Origin of the sequence: Pandoraea sp. (assembly GCF_041919235.1) — a bacterium.
Classification (GTDB): Bacteria; Pseudomonadota; Gammaproteobacteria; order Burkholderiales; family Burkholderiaceae; genus Pandoraea.
This window is the reverse complement of record NZ_JAYRUC010000013.1, coordinates 23,047-43,175: the sequence shown is the minus strand read 5'-3', so window position 1 is coordinate 43,175 and position 20,129 is coordinate 23,047. Positions and strand designations below refer to the sequence as shown.

At 64.8% G+C, this 20,129-nt stretch carries 16 protein-coding genes; 9 read left to right on the top strand and 7 right to left on the bottom strand.

Features of this window, described 5'->3' with window-relative positions; all coding sequences use genetic code 11:
- Nucleotides 1–177 precede the first annotated feature (177 nt).
- Nucleotides 178–1,566: an MFS transporter gene (locus tag ACE3UG_RS12185; RefSeq protein ID WP_374624211.1), complete on the top strand. Its 1,389-nt coding sequence runs from the start codon at nt 178–180 to the stop codon at nt 1,564–1,566.
- A 110-nt stretch (nt 1,567–1,676) separates the two neighbouring features.
- Entirely contained in the window at nt 1,677–2,930 is a 1,254-nt protein-coding gene (locus tag ACE3UG_RS12180; RefSeq protein ID WP_374624209.1) for an Hsp70 family protein, read from the top strand.
- 54 nt (nt 2,931–2,984) lie between these two features.
- Here the strand turns inward: ACE3UG_RS12180 and ACE3UG_RS12175 are convergent, their stop codons facing one another.
- The 5 genes from ACE3UG_RS12175 to zwf all read right to left on the bottom strand — a co-directional run bounded on the left by ACE3UG_RS12175 (nt 2,985) and on the right by zwf (nt 9,119).
- Nucleotides 2,985–4,484: an AMP nucleosidase gene (locus ACE3UG_RS12175; protein ID WP_374624207.1), complete on the bottom strand. Its 1,500-nt coding sequence runs from the start codon at nt 4,482–4,484 to the stop codon at nt 2,985–2,987.
- 193 nt (nt 4,485–4,677) lie between these two features.
- A complete protein-coding gene (locus tag ACE3UG_RS12170; RefSeq protein WP_374624205.1) occupies nt 4,678–4,887 on the bottom strand; it encodes a dodecin in 210 nt (69 codons plus the stop codon).
- 105 nt (nt 4,888–4,992) lie between these two features.
- Entirely contained in the window at nt 4,993–6,882 is a 1,890-nt protein-coding gene (locus ACE3UG_RS12165; RefSeq protein WP_374624202.1) for a bifunctional transcriptional regulator/glucokinase, read from the bottom strand.
- The gene (pgl, locus tag ACE3UG_RS12160; protein WP_374624199.1) at nt 6,860–7,537 is read right to left on the bottom strand and encodes a 6-phosphogluconolactonase; all 678 of its coding nucleotides are present in this window, start codon (nt 7,535–7,537) and stop codon (nt 6,860–6,862) included. The genes ACE3UG_RS12165 and pgl overlap by 23 nt, the downstream gene beginning before the upstream one ends.
- A 76-nt stretch (nt 7,538–7,613) precedes the next feature.
- The gene (zwf, locus tag ACE3UG_RS12155) at nt 7,614–9,119 is read right to left on the bottom strand and encodes a glucose-6-phosphate dehydrogenase (RefSeq protein WP_374624196.1); all 1,506 of its coding nucleotides are present in this window, start codon (nt 9,117–9,119) and stop codon (nt 7,614–7,616) included.
- Nucleotides 9,120–9,414: 295 nt separating this feature from the next.
- Here zwf and edd point away from each other — a divergent pair, with 295 nt between their 5' ends.
- The 5 genes from edd (at nt 9,415) to ACE3UG_RS12130 (ending at nt 13,971) form a co-directional block, all read left to right on the top strand.
- The gene (gene edd / locus ACE3UG_RS12150) at nt 9,415–11,271 is read left to right on the top strand and encodes a phosphogluconate dehydratase (protein ID WP_374624193.1); all 1,857 of its coding nucleotides are present in this window, start codon (nt 9,415–9,417) and stop codon (nt 11,269–11,271) included.
- Nucleotides 11,272–11,384: 113 nt separating this feature from the next.
- Entirely contained in the window at nt 11,385–11,849 is a 465-nt protein-coding gene (locus ACE3UG_RS12145) for a hypothetical protein (protein ID WP_374624190.1), read from the top strand.
- Between the two features lie 67 nt (nt 11,850–11,916).
- A complete protein-coding gene (gene dapA / locus ACE3UG_RS12140) occupies nt 11,917–12,798 on the top strand; it encodes a 4-hydroxy-tetrahydrodipicolinate synthase (protein ID WP_374624187.1) in 882 nt (293 codons plus the stop codon).
- 69 nt (nt 12,799–12,867) lie between these two features.
- Complete coding sequence (locus tag ACE3UG_RS12135; protein WP_374624184.1) at nt 12,868–13,395, top strand: hypothetical protein; 528 nt, start codon at nt 12,868–12,870, stop codon at nt 13,393–13,395.
- Between the two features lie 72 nt (nt 13,396–13,467).
- Nucleotides 13,468–13,971, top strand: coding sequence for a hypothetical protein (locus ACE3UG_RS12130; protein ID WP_374624181.1), 504 nt, complete (start codon nt 13,468–13,470; stop codon nt 13,969–13,971).
- A gap of 68 nt (nt 13,972–14,039) precedes the next feature.
- On the opposite strand, the gene mgtA is transcribed toward ACE3UG_RS12130, so the two are convergent.
- Nucleotides 14,040–16,781, bottom strand: a complete 2,742-nt coding sequence (gene mgtA / locus ACE3UG_RS12125) for a magnesium-translocating P-type ATPase (protein ID WP_374624178.1) — start codon at nt 16,779–16,781, stop codon at nt 14,040–14,042.
- 667 nt (nt 16,782–17,448) lie between these two features.
- Here mgtA and ACE3UG_RS12120 point away from each other — a divergent pair.
- Nucleotides 17,449–18,051, top strand: a complete 603-nt coding sequence (locus tag ACE3UG_RS12120) for a phosphatase PAP2 family protein (RefSeq protein WP_374624175.1) — start codon at nt 17,449–17,451, stop codon at nt 18,049–18,051.
- Nucleotides 18,052–18,217: 166 nt separating this feature from the next.
- On the opposite strand, the gene rnk is transcribed toward ACE3UG_RS12120, so the two are convergent.
- Complete coding sequence (rnk, locus tag ACE3UG_RS12115) at nt 18,218–18,643, bottom strand: nucleoside diphosphate kinase regulator (protein WP_374624172.1); 426 nt, start codon at nt 18,641–18,643, stop codon at nt 18,218–18,220.
- Between the two features lie 150 nt (nt 18,644–18,793).
- On the opposite strand from rnk, the gene hemL reads away from it, so the two are divergent.
- Nucleotides 18,794–20,098 (top strand): glutamate-1-semialdehyde 2,1-aminomutase, encoded by a 1,305-nt coding sequence (hemL, locus tag ACE3UG_RS12110; protein WP_374624169.1) that lies wholly within the window; start codon nt 18,794–18,796, stop codon nt 20,096–20,098.
- Nucleotides 20,099–20,129 lie beyond the last annotated feature (31 nt).

Sequence of the window (20,129 nt, the reverse complement as noted above, 5' to 3'; positions counted from 1 at the left end):
AACAGAACATGAGTTCCACCAGACAAAACATCTAACGCGGATCGAAAACCCTGTAGATATAAGGCTTTGCGTCGGTCAACCGCGACGCTTGGGGATTTGGGGCAGGATGACGGTTTCCTGTCTCGCGCGCCCGATACGGTTTCATGGTGCGCGACCGCCTCGTCCTTCGCTGCTCTCATGTCCGACACACTCACTGACGGCATGCCCATGCCTGCCCGCGTCTGGGCCATTGCGACCGTCATGCTCGCGATCTCGCTCGCGGTGCTCGATGGGGCCATTGCCAACGTCGCGCTGCCCACCATTGCGCGTGACCTCAACGCCAGTCCTGCCACGTCGATCTGGATCGTCAACGCTTACCAGCTTGCCATCACCATCTCGTTGCTGCCGCTCGCCGCGCTCGGCGAGATCGTGAGCTACCGCCGGGTCTACACCTTCGGCCTCGCGCTCTTCACGCTCGCCTCACTTGCCTGCGCCCTCTCGGATTCGCTCGTCACGCTCACCCTCGCGCGGGTGGCGCAGGGTTTCGGCGCGGCCGGCATCATGAGTGTGAACACGGCGCTGGTCAAAGCGATCTACCCGTCGCGCCAACTCGGACGCGGCGTCGCGCTCAACTCCCTCATCGTCGCCGTCTCGTCGGCCGCCGGCCCGACGATTGCCGCCGGCGTGCTGTCCATCGCGCACTGGCCGTGGCTCTTTGCGATCAATGTGCCCCTCGGTAGCATCGCCTTTGCCATCGCGGTGCGCTCGCTGCCCGACAGCAAACGCGCCTCGCATGCGTTCGACTGGACCGGTGCGGCATTGAGCGCGCTCACCTTCGGGCTGCTCATCTCCGGCATCGACGCCTTCGGACACGGACAGGAGCGCTGGCTCGTCGTGGTCGAAGTCGTCGCTGCCATCGTCATCGGTACGATTTTCGTGCGGCGCCAACGGACCCAGCCCGTGCCGCTGCTCCCCGTCGACCTGCTGCGCATTCCGATTTTCGGCTTGTCGATATGCACGTCGATGGCGTCGTTCTGCGCACAGATGCTTGCGTTCGTCTCGCTGCCCTTCTTCCTTCAGGACACACTCGGCTTCGATCACGTCCAGACCGGCTTGCTCATGACGGCCTGGCCGCTCACCATTGTGGTCGTCGCGCCGCTGGCCGGACGTCTGCTCGAGTATTACAAGCCGGGCCTGCTCGGCGCCATCGGTCTGGCCGCCTTCGCACTCGGCCTGCTCGCGCTCGGTCTTCTGCCCGCGCATCCGCACGTGATCGATATCGTCTGGCGTATGGCCTTGTGCGGCTTCGGCTTCGGCCTGTTCCAGTCGCCGAACAACTACGCCATGCTCATGGCCGCCCCGGCGCATCGCAGCGGCGGCGCAAGCGGCATGCTGGGCACCGCGCGCCTGACCGGGCAGACGACCGGCGCGGCGCTGGTGGCCCTCGTCTTCAGCGTCGCCCCGCAAGGCTACGGCACGCGCGTGTCGCTCTATGTCGCGGCCGCGTTCGCTGCGGCCGCGTCCGTTGTCAGCAGCCTGCGCACGCTGCCCTTCGTCCAGCCGAGTGCGGAATTGCCGCGCAAATGACCCGCGCGCATCGTGACGCGCCGGCGGTCCAGGGGCGTTCATCCGGCCGCCCGCCCGGCCGTGCTACACTGCCGACCTTTTACGGCTCGTCCGCCCGGGCCGCAAATACCATGAGTTTCTGCGCCATCGATTTCGGCACTTCGAATTCTGCCGTCGCCGTACAGGACGGTGCCGCCATGCGTCTGGTCGAACTTGAAGCCGGCTACGGCACGCTGCCGACCGCCGTGTTTTTCAATGCCGACGAAGGTGGCCGCGTATCGTTCGGCCGTCAGGCCGTCTCCGACTATGTCGATGGCTACGACGGACGCCTGATGCGCTCGCTCAAGAGCCTGCTCGGCTCCTCCCTGATCGAAACCACCACCGACCTCGGCAACGGCGCGGCGATGCGCTACATCGACATCATCGCCACGTTCCTGCGTCATCTGCGCACTCACGCCCTGAAAGCCGACGGCGGCGATCTGCGACAGGTCGTGATGGGCCGCCCCGTGTTCTTCGTCGACGACGATCCGCGTGCCGACGCCGCCGCCCAACGCTCGCTCGAGCAAAGCGCGCGTGACGTCGGCTTTCAGGACGTTCAGTTCCAGTTCGAGCCGATCGCGGCCGCGTTCGATTACGAATCGCGCCTCACCGATGAGCAGCAGGTGCTGGTCATCGATATCGGCGGCGGCACTTCGGACTTCTCGCTCGTGCGGGTCGGACCGGAACGTGCGCGCCACCTGAATCGCAAGGACGATGTGCTCGCGCACCATGGCGTGCATATCGCAGGCACGGACTTCGATCGCCGCATCGAGCTCGCCACGATCCTGCGCGAACTCGGTTACAAGGCGCTCGGCCCGGACGGCAAGGAAGTTCCCAACCGGATCTATTTCGATCTGGCGACGTGGCATCTGATCAACACCGTCTACACGCCGAAGCGCGTAGGCGAACTGGCGCTCACGGCGCATCTCTACGCCGACCCCGCCCATCATCGACGTCTCATGCGCACGGTCGAGCAACGCCTCGGGCACGCCCTCGTCGGGCATGCGGAAGCCGCGAAGATCGACGTGTCGTCCGGCGGCGAGACGCGCATTGATCTGTCCGTGATCGAGCGCGACCTCGCCGTCGCGTTCTCGGAAACGGGCTTGGTGGAGGCGGTCAGCGACGAGATCGCGAGCATCACGGCGGGCGCCGTGCATACCGTGGCGTTGGCCGGATTGCGCGCCGACAACGTCGATGCGCTTTATTTCACCGGCGGCTCAACGGGCCTGCGCTGCCTGTCCAGCGCGATGTGCAGTGCGTTCCCGAAGGCGACACCGGTCTTCGGCGATCGCCTCGCCAGCGTGGCGCTGGGCCTGGGCATTCACGCGCGCCGCGTGTTTTCCTGAGCGCCGGCGGTCTCTGCCGCCCGACGCGCGTTACTTAGTTACTTGCTGTGACGGTTACTGGAACGCAACCTCGTTGAAACTGCGCAGTTTGCGACTGTGCAGGCGATCCAGGCCGTTGTCGCGCAGCAACTCCATCGCCTTCACGCCGATCTTCAGATGCTGGTCGACCCGTTCGCGGTAAAAGCGGTCGGCCATCCCCGGCAATTTCAACTCACCGTGCAGCGGCTTGTCGCTCACGCACAGCAACGTGCCGTATGGCACTCGGAAACGGAAGCCGTTCGCCGCAATGGTCGCGCTCTCCATGTCGAGCGCAATCGCACGGCTCTGGCTCATGCGCTGCACCGGCTCGCGGTGATCGCGCAATTCCCAGTTGCGATTGTCCACGGTGACGACCGTGCCCGTGCGCATGACGCGCTTGAGTTCGAGATCGTCGAGCTGCGTCACGTCCGCCACGGCGCGCTCGAGCGCGACTTGCACCTCGGCCAGCGGCGGCACCGGCACCCATCGCGGCAGATCGTCGTCGAGCACATGATCCTCACGCACGTACCCATGCGCCAGGCAGTAGTCGCCCAGACGCTGCGAGTTGCGCAACCCGGCGCAGTGTCCGAGCATGACCCAGGCGTGCGGGCGCAGTACGGCAATGTGATCGGTGATGGTCTTCGCGTTGGACGGGCCCACGCCGATATTGACCATCGTGATGCCGGTATTGTCGGGTCGCACGAGGTGGTACGCCGGCATCTGCGGCAGCCGCGACGGCGGCATGCCCTGCGCTGCGCGCGCGTCGATGTTCTGGTTCCAGTGCGTGACGTTGCCCGGCTCGACGAATGCCGTGTACTGGCTGCGATACTCGCGCAATGCGGGATCGTCGGTCGCGCTCATCAATTCGCGCCCCAGTTCGACAAACTCGTCGATGTAGAACTGGTAGTTCGTGAAGAGCACGTAGTTCTGGAAGTTCTCGGGCGAGGTCGCCGTGTAATGGCGCAGACGGTGCAGCGAATAATCGACGCGTGGCGCGGTAAACAGCGCAAGCGGCAAGATCTCGCCGGGCAACGGATCGCGGGTGCCGTTCACGATGCTGTCGTCCATCGCCGCCAGATCGGGCACGTCGAACACCGTGCGCATGGCGCGCAAGTGCGTCTGATCGAGATCGCCCTCGAGGTACACACCGTCCTGGTAAGCAAAATGCACGGGGATCGGCTCATCCGAGACGCCGACTTCGAACGCCACGCCATGGTTGTGCGCCAGCCGTCGAAGCTGCTCGATGTAGTAGTTCTCGAACAGATCCGGTCGGGTGACCGTCGTTTGATAGCTGCCGGGCCCCGAGACAAAGCCATAGGACAGGCGTTTGTCCAACTGCGTGATGTCTTCGGTGGTGATGCGCACGAACGGGTAATGTGCGCTCACACGCCGCGCCTGATCCTTCTGTGTAGAAAAGCGTTCGAAGGCGGTGCGAAGGTAGGCCGTATTGGCGTCGTAAATCGTCTTCAGGTAGTTGACGGCTTCCACCGGATCTGTGATCGATCGGGTGGCATGGACCGGTTCTTGTTCGGACATGCGAAAACCTCTTCTGACTTTTTCATGATGTCGAGTATGGGCCTATTGTGACACGACCGGATGACGTCTGCGGTGCCCCGCGCCATGCAGATTCCCGGCGATTGATGCGCGGATGGCGCCGGGGAGTGGCGAGTCGCACAGGGCGCACAGGGCGCGCAGGACGTCGGCCGTCGTTCGCAGCGGTCTGCCGGGATCAGTCTTCCAGGCGCATGCCGACCTTGAGTGTGACCTGCCAGTGAGCGACCTTCCCGTCCTCGATGTGCCCGCGCGTCTCGATGATCTCGAACCAATTCAGATTGCGCAAGGTCTGGCTCGCGCGCGCGATGGCGCATTTGACTGCATCGTCGATGGACTCGGTCGACGAGCCGGTCAGCTCGACTTGCTTGTACACGTGATTCATCATGACAGTCTCCGGGATCTGGGGTTGGGACTTCCCATGCTAGGCGCGTGTCGCTGCGGCCGCAAGTCGGCACATTGCGTGCCATGACCGAATCGAAGTCACGCGAAGTCACGCGGCGGCGGCCGTGCCCGAATCCTGGCCACTGCCATGGCCCAGCCAGTCGAGCGCGCCCTCGCCCGCCGTCTGCGCGCCCGGCCCGGCACGCCGGATCGCCACGCCGACGGCGAGCACGTCGATCGCCGCGAGATGCAGAATTCGCGCGATCATCGTCACGTGCGCGCCCATCGTCTCGACGTGATCGTTGGGCAGAACAAGCGTCGCCTTTCGCGCCAGCGGCGAGTTGCGCGCCGTAAGCGCCACCACCTTCGCGCCGCGCGTCACCGCAATATCGACGGCACGGTTCAGGTCGGCCGAACGGCCCGACGCGGAAATCGCAACCACGACGTCCCCCTCTCCCAACAGCCCCGCCGACGCCTGCAACAGGTACGGGTCGCCGTACGCGATGGTCGGCATGCCGAAGCGAAAGAACTTGTAGTGCGCGTCCTGCGCAATCACCCCGGAATTCCCCAGTCCGTAGAACTCGATGCGGCGCGCCCCATCGAGCAACGTGACCGCCGCCTCGACGGTGCGTGCGTCGAGATGCTCGCGCATCTGCAGAATCGACGACACCGTGTTGTCGAGCACTTTCGCGCTGAATTCCGCCGCCGAGTCGCCCACGTGCACCTGGCCGTGCCGAACCGGAAGCGTGCCGGTCAGTGCACTCGCAAGTTTGAGCTTGAAGTCGGACAACCCCTGGCAGCCGAGCTTGCGGCAAAACCGGATCACCGTCGGTTGGCTCACACGCGCGAGCCGCGCAATTTCCGCGACCGGCTCTGCGAGCAGTGCGCGCGGTTGTTTGAGCGCGAGTTCCGCGACGCGCTGCTCCGCCGGACTCAGCCGATCGCGCAGACGGTGCAAGCGGTCGATCAGTGCGCCCGCGCCCGCCGCATGCGTGCCCAGTTGTTCGGCCAGCATCGCGGACGTGCCAAGAAACGCGGGATGATCGGCCGTGATGACGTACGTCGGGATTTTCTTCAGATAGCCCTCGAAGCGACCCTTTGCCTCGAAGCGCTGCCGAAACGGCGAGTCTTCGAACAACGTGCCGAGCTTCGGAATCACGCCCCCGCCCAGATACACGCCGCCCACCGCGCCCAGCGACAGCGCGACATTGCCCGCAAGCGTGCCGAGCATTGCGCAGAAGCAATCGACGCTCTCGCGCGCGAGCCGGTCGCCATCGAACGCGAGCTTCACGATGGCGGGTGTCTCCAACGATGCCCTCTGGTGGACACGGTGACCACGGCGGCCATGGCGGCCCGCCAGCGCTTGATAGACGAGTGCCATGCCGGGGCCCGCCACCAACCGCTCGAACGAGACGTGCGGGAAGTGCTGCCACGCATGGCGCAACACCTCGATTTCGCGCTCGTCCGCCGGCGCGAAGGTCGTGTGTCCGCCTTCGCTGCCAAGCGCGATCCAGCGATCGCCCGCTGGAATGAGGCCCGATACGCCAACGCCGGTGCCCGGACCGAGCAAACCCATCACGCCGCCCGGCTGCGGTTCGCCGCCGCCCACCTGTCGCTTCTGCGCGTCGGACAGGTAAGGCAACGCCATCGCAAGCGCAGTGAAATCGTTGACGACGAGCAGCGTCTCGAAACGCAGCGCGCGACGCGTCGCCTCGATCGAGAAGTGCCAGTCGCGATTGGTCATGCGAACCTCGTCGCCCTCGATCGGATTCGCGATGGCGATGGCGGCGTGCCGCACCGGTTCGGCGTGATCGGCCTCGTCGAGATAGGCGCGAATGACTTCGGGGACACCGGAATAATCGTCGCAGACATAGTCCCGGATCTCGACGAGATCGCCGGGCGCCATTTCCAGCGCGAAGCGGGCGTTGGTGCCGCCGATATCGGCCAGCAGTCGCGGACCGCTCAAGTGCGGCGGATTACTCCTCGCTCCAGAAGACATCGATGTTCACTCCTTCATGATGGATCAGCCGGGAGATGGCATTGTCCTGTTCGTCTGCTTGCGCGGCTTCGAGCACGGCGCGTTTGGCGGGTCCCTGGATCTGAAGCATGAGCCGCTCGCTGGCCGCGAGCGCCGAGAGCGACCACGACACGCGCAGATGCGGCGCGTGCTGCGGCTGAACCAGAACGAACTTGTCGTGGGTGACGATCGCCTCGCGCCATTGCGCAGCATCGGCGAAGAGCGACGCGGTATGACCGTCCTCCCCCATGCCCAGCACGCACACTTGCGGCACACCGTGCGTCCACGTGTCGTTGAGCGTTTTCACCTGGAGCGCAGCATCGGTCGCGGTGTCCACCAGGGGCAGCCAGTGCGCGCCTTGCGCGCCGGGCAGCAGCGTCTGCGCGACCAGCCTGGCATTGCTCTCGGCATGCGTCGACGGCAGCCATCGGTCATCGACCAGCGTGATATCGACGTTGCGCCACGCCACCGGTAGCCGAGCCAATTGTGAAAGAAACGCCGTCGGACTCGTGCCGCCCGACACCGCCAGCAACGCGCGCGGGCGAACGGTCAGCGCTTCGTCGAGCCCCGCGACAACGGCGTTGGCAAGCGCCTGCGCCTGTGCCTGCCGCGTGGGAAATAGTCGCCAGTGAATCATGCGTGTCCGCCTCCCTTTTCCATGGCGTTGGGCCGGTGCGCCGCAGACGTGACCTCGACGGGGCCGGCCATCCGTCTCAGTTCTCTTCCTCGACCCAGCTACGACCATACTGCGTAAGCAGCGCGCTGGCCGCGGGCGGTCCCCAAGTCCCGGCGGCGTAGCGCTTCGGGCCTTTGTGCTGACGCGACCAGTAGGCCTGGATCGGTGCGACCCAGCGCCAGGCCTGCTCCTGCTCGTCTCGCCGGACGAAGAGCGCGAGACGCCCGTTGATGACGTCGAGCAGCAAACGCTCGTAAGCATCCATCCGGTGTCCTTTGAAGAACTGATCGAACGCCAGATCGAGGTGGACCGACTGCAGGTTCATGCCTTCGCCCGGCTGCTTCGCCAGGCAGTAAAGCCGGATCGACTCGTTCGGCTGCAAGCGGATGACGAGACGATTGACGCCGGCATGCGCCGTCGCTTCGCCAAGCAACGGATAGGGGGTCGCGCGATAGTTGACGACGATCTCCGCGACACGCTCGCCGAGCCGCTTGCCCGTGCGCAGAAAGAACGGCACGCCGGCCCAGCGCCAGTTGTCGATATCGACCTTGAGGGCGACGAACGTCTCGGTCTGGCTGGTCGCCGGTACGCCCGGCTCATCGACATAGGCCGGCACCGCCGACTTGCCGATTGCACCGCCGCCGTATTGGCCGCGCACCACGTTGCGTGCGACCGAGTCGTCGTCAAGCCGGCGCAGCGAGCGCAAGACGCGCAGCTTCTCGTCGCGCACGGCGTCCGCATCCATCGACAACGGCGGCTCCATCGCAACGATGGCGAGCAGTTGCAGCAGATGGTTCTGCACCATGTCGCGCAGCGCACCGGTCTGTTCGTAGAACTCGCCGCGCCCTTCGACGCCGATCTCCTCGGCGATCGAGATTTGAATGTTGTCAATCAACTCGCGCCGCCACAACGGCTCGAAGATCGCGTTGCCGAAGCGAAGCGCCAGCAGGTTCTGCACCGCCTCTTTACCGAGGTAGTGATCGATGCGATAGATCTGATCTTCTCGGAAGCTCGCACCCACCGCGTCGTTGATCGCCTCCGACGAGGCCAGATCGTGACCCAGCGGCTTCTCCAGCACGATCCGGCTGTTGTCGTTGAGTTTTGCGCTGCGCAGCCCTTCACAGATGGGGATGAACAGCGACGGACCGGTCGCGAGATAGAAGATGCGAATGCCCTTGCGAGACGCCAGGCGTTTGGCCAACAGGCTGAATTCGGCTTCATGCGCGAGATCGAGCGGCATGTAGTCGATGATGGCAAGAAAACGCTTCCAGGCACTCTCGTCCCAGACGTCGGGTTTGATGTGCGCTCGCACGTGTTCCTCGCACCACGCGTGATACGACGTGGCGTCCATCGGCTTTCGGGAGATGGCCAGAATGCGCCCGGTATCGGTATCGGCGTCGGCATCGGCGTCGGCATCGGCGTCGGTATGCGAGCCCGATTGCCCGGTGCGGAACGCTCGGAACAGGGCAGGCAGCACCTTGCGCAACGACAGGTCGCCGGTGGCGCCGAACAACACAAAGGTATAGGGTGAGGGCATGTTCATGGACCGCGTGGATTCCGTGCGACCGGACGCCCCCTCTTCGGCACCGCGTAACGAGCGTCGAATGGACCGCCGAACCGGGTGGGTGTCCGCAGGTCACAGAAGAAGCGCAACTTTGACACTGCATTGTAGTTTAACTACACTTTAATTCAACACAAACGCGTTCTTCGACTACATTTTTTCGCCGATGCTTCAGGGTGCTGCATCACGAGGCGTCGCCCCGAGCCGCCAAGCGAAAGATGTCGCGGACATTCCCGCGCCCTGTGCATCGGGCCACCCACAACGTCCCGGAAACACCATGACCCAGTCTTCGCACAATGTCTCGCTGCATCCGGTGGTCGCCCGCGTGACCGAGCGCCTCATCGAGCGCAGTCGGTCGTCCCGGCGGGCCTATCTGGACGGGGTGTCCCGCGCCCGGCAGGGGCAGCCCGGTCGCGAGACGCTCGGCTGCGCGAATCTCGCGCACGCCTTGGCCGCAGCCCCCGCCGACGACCGCCTCAGGATCCGCTCCGAGCGCACGCCCAATATCGGCATCGTCACCGCCTACAACGATATGCTTTCGGCGCATGCGCCGTTCGCCGAGTTCCCCGACATCATCAAGTCCGCTGCACGGGCGCATGGCGCCAGCGCGCAAGTGGCCGGCGGCGTGCCCGCGATGTGCGATGGCGTGACGCAGGGTTACGCCGGCATGGAACTCTCGCTGTTCTCGCGCGACGTGATCGCGATGGCCTCGGTCGTCGCGCTATCGCATCAGATGTTCGACGCCGCCATGTTCCTCGGCGTGTGTGACAAGATCGTGCCGGGACTCGTGATCGCCGCGCAGGCTTTCGGTCATCTGCCTGCGGTGTTCGCTCCGGCGGGTCCGATGCCGTCGGGATTGCCCAACGACGAGAAGTCGCGCATCCGGCAGGAATACGCCGCAGGCCGTGTCACGCGCGCGGCGCTGCTCGACGCCGAACTCGCCGCGTATCACGCCGAGGGCACCTGCACGTTCTACGGCACGGCCAACAGCAACCAGATGCTCATGGAGTTCATGGGGTTGCATCTGCCGGGCGCGTCGTTCGTCAATCCGCATACGCCGCTACGTCACGCGCTTACGCAGGCGGCGACGGCTCGCGCCGTGGCGCTGGCGAAATCCGGCATCGACACGTCCCGCATTCTCGACGAGCGGGCGTTCGTGAACGGCGTCGTCGGCCTGCTGGCCACGGGCGGCTCGACCAACCATACGCTGCACCTGGTGGCCATGGCGCATGCGGGGGGCATTCTGCTCGACTGGCAAGACTTCGCCGATCTGTCGGACGTCACACCGCTACTCGCCCACGTCTACCCGAGTGGCAAGGCCGATGTGAATCAGTTCAATGCGGCGGGCGGCCTGAATTTCCTCATTCGCGAATTGCTCGACGCCGGCTTTCTGCACAACGACGTGACTACGGTCATGGGCCATGGCCTGCGCGCCTACACCCAGGAAGCGTTCCTGCGAGACGACGTGCTGTCATGGCAAGACGCCCCCAAAGCAAGTCTCGACGAGACCATCGTGCGTCCGGCATCGCGCCCGTTTGCGCGCGAAGGCGGATTGCGCATGCTCAAGGGGAATCTCGGACGCGCGGTCATCAAGTCATCTGCCGTCAAGCCGGAACATCAGTCCGTGCGGGCCCCGGCGCGCGTGTTCTCCGATCAGGAGTCTGCGCAGGCCGCTTTCAAGGCGGGCGAATTGGCACGCGACGTGATCGTCGTGGTGCGCTTCCAGGGCCCGCGGGCCAACGGCATGCCGGAGTTGCACAAGCTCATGCCGATGCTCGGCCTCCTGCAGGACGAAGGCCACCATGTGGCGCTTGTGACCGACGGGCGGATGTCGGGCGCGTCGGGCAAGGTACCGGCGGCTATTCATCTGTCTCCGGAAGCCGAGCAGGGCGGCATGCTCGCACGCGTGCAGGACGGCGACGTCCTCACCATCGACTGCGAAGGGAATCTGCTGCACTGTGAAGTCGACGACGCCACGCTCGCGGCACGCCCCCCAGCGCCGATGCCGCAACGTGCATTCGATCCGTGGCGCAACATGTTTGGGCTTTTTCGCGACAATGTCGGCGCGGCGCCGCACGGCGCGTGCGTGCTGTTCAGCGATTCGGCGTACCCGAAGCAGGACAAGCAGGACTGAGGCGACGCGCCTTCGCGCGCTGCCCGTGCGGCGTCGAAATCTTGACGCCTTTTTTATCCACGCGTCCCTAGACTGGCTTCGTCATCACTCCTGTCGATCATCGACACGTTGCCATGCCGACCCTCGCTCAACGCGCCAGCCTCGAACCTCCCGGTGCAAACGCCCCCTCGGCCAACCCCTTCCATGCCCATGGTGCAACGCGCGCGGAAACGGCGCGCGCTTCAGTGACCGCTCTCGGCCCGGCCATCGCCGCCGCACCGGCGAGCACGCCAACGCTCCTCCCGACTGACGTTTTCGCGGCACCACGGCAACGCAATCGACACACCCCGCGCGTGCGCCTCGACGCAACGCTCGACATCACGCTGAGCCGCGCAGCCGTCTCGACCCTCGCCATCACCTTGGCGATGAGTCTGCCGTTGCCGTGGCGCGTCGAGACGATCCGCCCCATTCGGCGCGATACGGCTGCCGTGGTGTCGATTGCGCTGCCGCGTATCGAAGCGTCGCGGGCGATGCATGTCGTCATGCAATCGTTGCCGGAAGCCGAGTTCGGCGCGCTGCGTCTGCGCTCCGTTGTCTGAGCATTCGGTCTCCCGCCACCGGTTCGATGCTTCTCAAGTCTCCCCGACAAACCCGCTCCACCGTGCTATGAACAAAGTCACTTTCGAAGGTGTGTGGATTCCACTCGTCACCCCCATGACCGGTGCCAATGGCGCTCAGATCGATCGCCAAGCATTCGCGCGTCTGATCGACTACTACCTTGCTGCCGGAGTAAACGGTCTCGTCGTGGCCGGCACCACCGGTGAAGGCACGCTCCTGGACGACGACGAGCGCCGCTGGCTTGTCGAGACAGCTTGCCGTCTCGCCCAGGGTCATGCGCCGGTGGTGGCGGGCGTGGGTGCGGCCGACACGGCGAGTGCCGCGCGTCAGATCCACCGCCTCGACGATCTGCCGATCGCCGGCTATCTCGTCCCGCCACCGTACTACCTGCGTCCGTCGCAAGAGGGCATTCTCTGGCACTACCGCACGCTGGCGGCCGGCACGCACAAGCCGCTCGTGCTCTATAACGTGCCGCTGCGCACCGGTGTGACGCTCGACGTGGAGACGATCCGCGAGTTGGCGTCGCACGAGGCGTTCGCGGCGATCAAGGAATGCGACGCGCATCCGCTCACGCGTCTGCCGTCGCAGGTGGCCATGCCTGTGTTGTGCGGCGACGACATGCAGTTGCTGACTGCGCTCCAAGCCGGCGCTGCCGGATGCATTTCGGCGGCGGCGCATGTGCGGCCCGACCTCTATCTGAAGTTGCTTCGTTATGTGCGCGAGGACGACATGGCCCGCGCCGCGACGCTCTTCAACGGGATGAAGCCGCTCATTCGGCGCCTGTTTGCCGAACCCAATCCCGTGGCGATCAAAGCGGCGCTCGCATCGCTGGGTCTGTGCACGTCAGCGGTCCGCCGTCCGCTCATGCCGTGCACCGCCGCGCTTCACACGGATATCGACACCCAGCTTGAAGTGACGATGGCGCTCTGAGTCCGAGCGCCGCCCGTGTTGGGCGGCCGACAGACTTGCTCCGTGCTCAGTCACCACCGGAACCCTCGTATGGATGAGATCGAACAGCGTCACCGCACTGTCGCCCGCCTGCTCATCAAGCTCTCGGGCACCACATTGGCCCGACTGGCCTATGCCACCGGCATAACGGGCAATACGATTTCACGCTGGGTACACGGCGATTACTGCGCGTTGGGGCTGCAAGGCCGCGACCGGTTGTTCGCGGCACTGGGCGCGCGCAGCGACGGCACGCACATCCGACTCGCCCCGCCCGCCACGGGCGCGGCGCAACCGGTGTTCCAGATCAATGGCCTCGTGCAGGCCGAACGTTTCGCGACGCTCGCCGCGCTGACGTCGACGCGTTTCGTCGCGGCACGCGAGACGTGCCAGGGCAAAACGCTCGTGAGCGTGATCACCGACGTCGAAGGGCAAACGACGGCGCTGCTCGTCGGTACACGTGAAGCGCTTGACGAGCTGTATGCGGAACTGGGAATCACCGTGTCGAGCAAACGCCGTTTGGAGGCGGGGCTCTTCGGTCCCGCTTCGGCTGGCGAGGCGATGCGCCTACACTCGAACTAACCGAAATTCGCGTAGCGACGAGCCGAAATCCGGCAATTCCCTCTTGGCCCCCCGTCAACGATGGAGCGTGTCATGACGATCGATCGCATCAACAAGCGCATGAAGGTGTACGCAACGGAAGGCTGGCAGGACACGGGGTACAAGGTCGGCGCACAGGCCGCGCCGAAGGTGATCCTGCGCGCTGAGGGGGAGTGGTGTACGCGCACGGACGACCGCAAGTTCGGACGCCGCGATGCCGACGGTCGCACGCCGAACTCGGGCGCGACGTATCTGCACAATGTCTCGGGCGACGCCGGGTATCCCTACCATGGTCCCGATGCGCTGATGGGGCAATTGATCGGGCGGTTCGGCGAGAACGGGCAGCCGTTTCTCATTGGCAAGCACAAGTCGTTCCGCGTGGAGGGCATGCCGTCGGACGTCTCATTGTGGCTATGCTGCAATGATCCTCTGGGCAGCGCCAAGCTCGACAACGACGGTGCGCTCGACGTGACGTTGGAGCTCGACGATGCGCGCGACGTCTTCGCGCCCCGCAGCCAGCATTTCGACCGCGTGGCGGGGCGATGGGTCGATGATTGAGCGCTGCTAGCCGGCCGGGCGCCCTTGCGCCCGAAACCCGTTCGCGCGGCCCGTTCCGGAGGCCGCCCTCACTGCCACCCAAACCGCCGCGCGAACATGCCTTTCATCATCTGCGTCAGCACCGCGTAGGCAAGCAAGATCGCCGCGAGCATCGGGAAGTACGCAAGCGGCAACGCCTGCATCTTGAACGTGCCCGCGAATGGCGACATCGGCAGCATGATGCCGATCAACATTACCGCGCCCGTCATCAACAACAGCGGCCACGCGGCGCGGCTCTGCACAAACGGAATGCGGCGCGTGCGAATCAAGTGCACGATGAGCGTCTGCGACAGCAGCCCCTCGACGAACCAACCCGATTGGAACAGCGTTTGGTGCGCAGCCCCGTTCGCGCCGAACCAATGCCACATCGCCGCGAACGTCAGCACGTCGAAAATCGAGCTGATCGGACCGAAAAACACCATGAACCGCGACAGATCCGCCGGATTCCAGCGCTGCGGCCGCGTCAGTTGCTCCTCATCGACGTGATCGAACGGAATCGTCGTCTGCGACAGATCGTAAAGCAGGTTCTGCGTGAGCAATTGCAACGGCAGCATCGGCAAGAACGGCAGAAATGCGCTCGCAATGAGCACCGAAAAGACATTCCCGAAGTTCGAGCTGGCCGTCATCTTGATGTACTTGAGCATGTTCGCGAACGTACGACGCCCTTCGATCACGCCCTGTTCCAGCACCATCAGACTCTTCTCCAGCAAAATCAGATCGGCCGCCTCCTTGGCAATGTCCACCGCCGTGTCCACCGAAATGCCAATGTCGGCCGCGCGCAACGCCGGTGCGTCGTTGATGCCGTCCCCCATGAAGCCCACGACATGACCATTCGCCCGCAGCATGCGCACAAGCCGCTCCTTGTGCGACGGCGTGAGCTTCGCGAATACGTTCGCATGTTCGACGGCGCGCGCCAACTCGGCATCGCTCATCGCCTCGATATCGTCGCCCAGCACGCATCCGCTCACCGCCAGGCCCACTTCACGGCAAACCTTCGCCGTCACCAGATCGTTGTCGCCCGTGAGTACCTTGACGTCGACCCCCGCCGCCGCAAGCGCCTTCAACGCCGGAGCCGTCGACTCCTTCGGTGGATCGAGAAACGCGATGTACCCGACAAGCACGAGTTCGCGCTCATCCGCAATGCCATAACGCTCACGCGCCGGCGGCAGGTGGCGCGTTGCCACCGCCACCACCCGCAGTCCCTCGGCATTCAGATCGGCCGTCACGCGACGCAGGCGGGTAAGCACGTCAGGTGTGAGCGGCTCGACGTCCGCGCCATGCTGAACGCGATCGCACACTGCCATCACCTCTTCCACCGCGCCCTTGCAGATCAGTTCGTGATGATCACCATTCTCGCTGACCACCACCGACATGCGACGGCGCTGAAAGTCGAACGGAATTTCGTCGATCTTCCGATATCGATTCACCACGTCCAGATGCTGATGCAGCTCCGCGTGATCGAGCACCGCCACATCGAGCAGGTTCTTCAGACCGGTCTGATAGAAGCTGTTGAGATAGGCATACGCCAACACGTCTTCGCAAGCGTTGCCCCAGACATCGGTGTGACGCTCCAGGCAGATCCTGTCCTGCGTAAGCGTGCCCGTCTTGTCGGTGCACAGTACGTCCATCGCACCGAAGTTCTGGATCGCGTCGAGCCGCTTGACGATCACCTTCTTGCCCGAGAGCACGACCGCGCCCTTGGCGAGCGTGGCGGTCACGATCATCGGCAGCATCTCGGGTGTCAGACCGACCGCCACCGACAGTGCGAACAACGACGCCTCGAGCCAGTCGTGCTTCGTGAAACCGTTGATCAGCAACACGATGGGCGTCATGACCAGCATGAAACGAATCAGCACCCACGACACGCGGTTCACACCCTGCTGGAACGATGTCACCGTCGGCTGCTGCGCCGTGACGCGCTGCGCGAGCGAGCCAAAGAACGTGCGCGCCCCCGTCGCCACCACGACCGCCGTGGCCGAACCGCTGACAACGTTCGTGCCCATGAAGGCGAGGTTCTCGTAGGCGAGCGGGTTGCTGCCGCCAGACTCGCAAGGGTGCGCGAATTTCTCGACGGGCAGCGCCTCGCCCGTGAGCGCCGACTGCGACACGAACAGGTCCTTAGCCGCAAGAATGCGCACGTCCGCCGGAATCATGTCGCCTGCCGCGAGCAATACCACGTCGCCCGGCACCAGTTCGGCCAACGGAATTTCCCGGCCCATGCGCCCCACCCGACGCAGGCTATCGACCTCCAGGGGCCCGTCGCCGAGCACCTCCCGACGCAGCACCGTGGCCGTCGTGCTCACCATGGCCTTGAGCTTCTCGGCGGCCTTGTTCGAACGCGCTTCCTGCACAAATCGCAACACCGTGGAAATGATCACCATCGACGCGATGATGACCGTTCCCTCGGTGTCGTCGGTCGCGTACGAGACAGCGGCGAGTGCCGAGAGCAGCAGGTTGAACGGATTGCGGTAGCAGTTGAAGAGGTGCCGCCAACCGGGCAACGGCTTTTCATGCTCGACTTCGTTGGCACCGACGTGCGCACGAACAACGGCAGCCTCGTCGTCGGAAAGCCCGTCGCGCGTCGTGCGCAGCCGTGCCAGCAGGTCAGGCCCGGCGTCACGCGCCGCGTCGACGAGACCTGGCGGTGCCTCATGGCCGTGCGCAGGTGCATCGAGCGTTTCGAGCATGTCGCGGCGGCGGAAGAAGCGCAGGCCAAGGCGCGCGCCAAGCACCGCAATCAGGCGCTCGCTCAGTGTGAGAGCTTGTTGCATCGGATACATCCAGAAAATGCCGCTGGACCGGGGCGTCGGCGAATCGCCGCCCCACCTCCCGGGGAACGTCACCACACGGGTTCGGCCCGCATGCGCTTCGCGGCGTGCGAACGCCCGCAAACTCGTGTTCCACGACCGGCGCGCATGGCAAACGGCCCGAACCACGAATGCCCCCGTGTCGGGAAAGCCCGAACGGCAGATGTAAAACAAATTAGGGAGCGTGCGACGAACGACGGACGCGATCGATATAGCCCGATAAACCCCTTCGGCATGGTGGCCAAGGGCACAGGGCATTCGAGACGGACATCAGAGGTGCGCGCCAACCCGGCTGTGCGAGTTAGCGGCAGGGAAGATCCCGGGGACTAACTCGCGGCGATGCTGTCGACCTGCGTCGACCGGCAACTACCACTAGAACTACTGTCCACGGAAGGACCTCCTGAGAACTATAACGGCGCGATTTTACCTTCGAGTGCGTCGAAAGAAAAGTAACAATTCAACGTGTTACAAAATGATGACGATTGCAACTTTCCACCGAAAAGCGGCTCAGTCAGAATCTGTCATGTTTTCGTCACAAACCGCCTGCCGGCGGCCGTCGAGGCACCGGCACCGTGGGTAGCCCGGTGGCGTGCCGGACGACCGGCATGGACTTTTTCGCTCCCGGAACGCCATGGATTCGCTCAATCGCGCCCTCTTCCTTGCCATCAATGCCTCGCCCAACGTGAGTGAAGGTGAACTGGCGGTCGCCGTCTTCCTTGCCAAGTATCTGATTCTCCTGCTCCCGGTGGGGTTGGTCACCTTATGGCTCGCAGGCGGGCGCGACCGGGAAAGCGCCGTACACAGTCTATTGGGCGTGGGGCTCGTGCTGCTCGTCAACGGCTTGATCGGTCTTGCCTGGTTCGAACCACGGCCGTTCGCCGTCGGCGTTGGCACCCAACTGCTCGCGCACGCACCGACGAGCGCATTTCCGAGCAACCATGCCTCGATCATGTTCACATCGGCCTTCGTCTTGATGGGCACGGCCGCACGCACGCCTCGTTTGCTCGGCAGGCTCCTGCTGATCTGCGCCCTGCCCGTATGCTGGGCCCGTATCTATCTTGGCGTGCACTGGCCGCTCGACATGCTCGGCGCGCTGGCGGTGTCGATGGTCGTGGCGCTCGTCATGCGCACGGCGGGCGCGCGTGAGACAAGCCGAATCGTCGCGGCCATCCTCGAAGGCGTTTATCGCCGCCTGATGGCGTGGCCGATCGCGCGCGGCTGGCTGCGACGCTGAAGCCGGCGAAACGCGCGGCCGGCTGGAAGCGATTGCGAACGATTGCGGACGATTGCGAACGTGCGGGGAAGGTCGGGAGACTCGGGAAAACCGAATCTCCCATGGAGGTGCGCGCAGAACGCTCAGCGATGACTCGGCAGTGACTCAGCGGTGACTCGGCGGCAACTCAGCGGTGATATTCGCCAGCGGCTTCGGGCTGGTAATCGATGCCCAGCAATTCCAGCTCGATCTGGTGGCCGCCCGGCACTTGCCAGTGAATCGACTGGCCCACACGCAAGCCCAGCAGCGCACTGCCCACAGGGGCGAGCACCGATATACCGCGATCGGCCCCCGCAAGATGCTGCGGGTACACGAGCGTCGCGCGATGCTCCTGCTGCGCGGCGAGGTCGCGAAAGCGCACCACCGAATTCATCGTGGCCACGTCTGCCGGCATTTGCTCCGGTTCGACGACGCTCGCCCGGGCAAGCTCTGTTTCGAGTGCCTCCACATACGGCAATGCCGCACGCGGCGCCTGCGCCATGAGCGTTTCCAGGCGTTCGAGGTCGAGTGTCGAGACAGTGATCGGGGGACGTTGCGAGTTGGCGATGGACATGTCGGCGGGCCTGTTTTTCCTTGACGTTGGGATAGTGACCTTCAATCTAACAGAAGCCCCGCGCGGCGAGAAGTCCCGGACTCGGGCGCCATCCGCTAGAATCGACGCATCGGGGCCTGCTCTGACCCCAAACGCCACAAAGCTGAAACCATGTCCGAACCCACTACGAATGCCGCCCTCTTCGAGCGCGCCCAGCGAACCATTCCCGGCGGCGTGAACTCGCCCGTGCGCGCCTTCCGATCCGTCGGCGGCACGCCACGCTTCATTTCCCGTGCGCAAGGCCCCTATATGTGGGACGCCGAAGGCACGCGCTATATCGACTACATCGGCTCGTGGGGGCCGATGATCGTCGGCCATCTGCACCCGGACGTCGTCGCTGCCGTGCACGCGGCCATGTCGCAAGGCTTCAGCTTCGGTGCGCCGACCGAAGGCGAAGTGGTGATGGCCGAAGAAATCTGCCGTCTCGTGCCGTCCATCGAACAAGTACGACTGGTCTCCTCCGGCACCGAGGCAACGATGAGCGCGCTACGTCTGGCGCGCGGCTTCACGGGCCGCAACAAGATCGTCAAGTTCGAAGGCTGCTATCACGGCCACGCCGACAGCCTGCTGGTCAAAGCCGGCTCGGGCCTGCTCACGTTCGCCGATTCGACACGCAACGCGCCGTCGTCGGCCGGTGTGCCGCCCGAAGTCACACGCGACACGCTCGTGCTCGAATACAACAATGTCGATCAGCTTCGCGAACTGTTCGCCGGGCAAGGCGGCGAGATCGCTGCGGTGATCGTCGAGCCGGTGGCCGGCAACATGAATCTCGTGCGCGGTTCGCGCCACTTCCTGCAGACACTGCGTGAGCTGTGCACGGCGCACGGCGCCGTATTGATCTTCGACGAGGTGATGTGCGGGTTCCGCGTCGGCCTGGGTGGCGCACAAGCGCTCTACGGCATTGCGGCCGACCTCACTTGCCTGGGCAAGGTGATCGGCGGCGGCATGCCGGCTGCCGCGTTCGGCGGACGGCGCGACATCATGTCGCATCTGGCGCCACTGGGTGGCGTGTATCAGGCGGGCACGCTCTCGGGCAACCCGCTGGCGGTCGCCGCCGGTCTCGCCACGCTCAAGCTGATTCAGGCCCCGGGCTTCTACGAGGATCTCGCCAAACGCACGTCCAGACTCATCGCCGGACTCATCGACGCCGCACACGCGGCGGGTGTGCCGTTTTCGGGCGACAGCGTCGGCGGCATGTTCGGCCTGTATTTTCGCGCCAACGTGCCGCAAAGCTTTGCCGAAGTCACCACGTCCGATGTCGCGCGCTTCAATGCCTTTTTCCACGCAATGCTCGATCGCGGCGTCTATCTCGCGCCGAGCGCGTTCGAAGCCGGTTTCGTCTCGGCAACGCACGACGACTCCGTCGTCGACGCGACCCTCGACGCCGCCCGCGATGCCTTCAGGGCTGTCGCATGACCGTCACACGTCACGTGCCCGTCGTGGGCAC